This window comes from Vibrio sp. S12_S33, from assembly GCF_963889785.1.
GTDB lineage: Bacteria > Pseudomonadota > Gammaproteobacteria > Enterobacterales > Vibrionaceae > Vibrio > Vibrio aestuarianus.
This window is the reverse complement of record NZ_CAWPQZ010000500.1, coordinates 1-203: the sequence shown is the minus strand read 5'-3', so window position 1 is coordinate 203 and position 203 is coordinate 1. Positions and strand designations below refer to the sequence as shown.

The window sequence follows — 203 nt, the reverse complement described above, 5'->3', positions numbered from 1 at the left end:
AGCAACGTCGGGAACTCATTTTTGTAGTATCGGTGAATAATACCAAGATAGTAATTCTTAAAGTCACGCTGGTGCGACATATGGAAAGCAATAACGATGGTCATTATTTCGCTTTCGGACATACGACCTTTGCGGTTGCGCTTTCGTTCGCCACTTTCAAGCTGAAGTTTTTGCCACTGAGGTAGAAAAGCCTTACAAAAGTC

Annotated in this window: 1 pseudogene; it reads right to left on the bottom strand. The window is 42.4% G+C overall.

What is annotated here, in order from left to right:
- A pseudogene (locus AACW06_RS21165) lies at positions 1–203 on the bottom strand (IS982 family transposase); the annotation flags it as partial.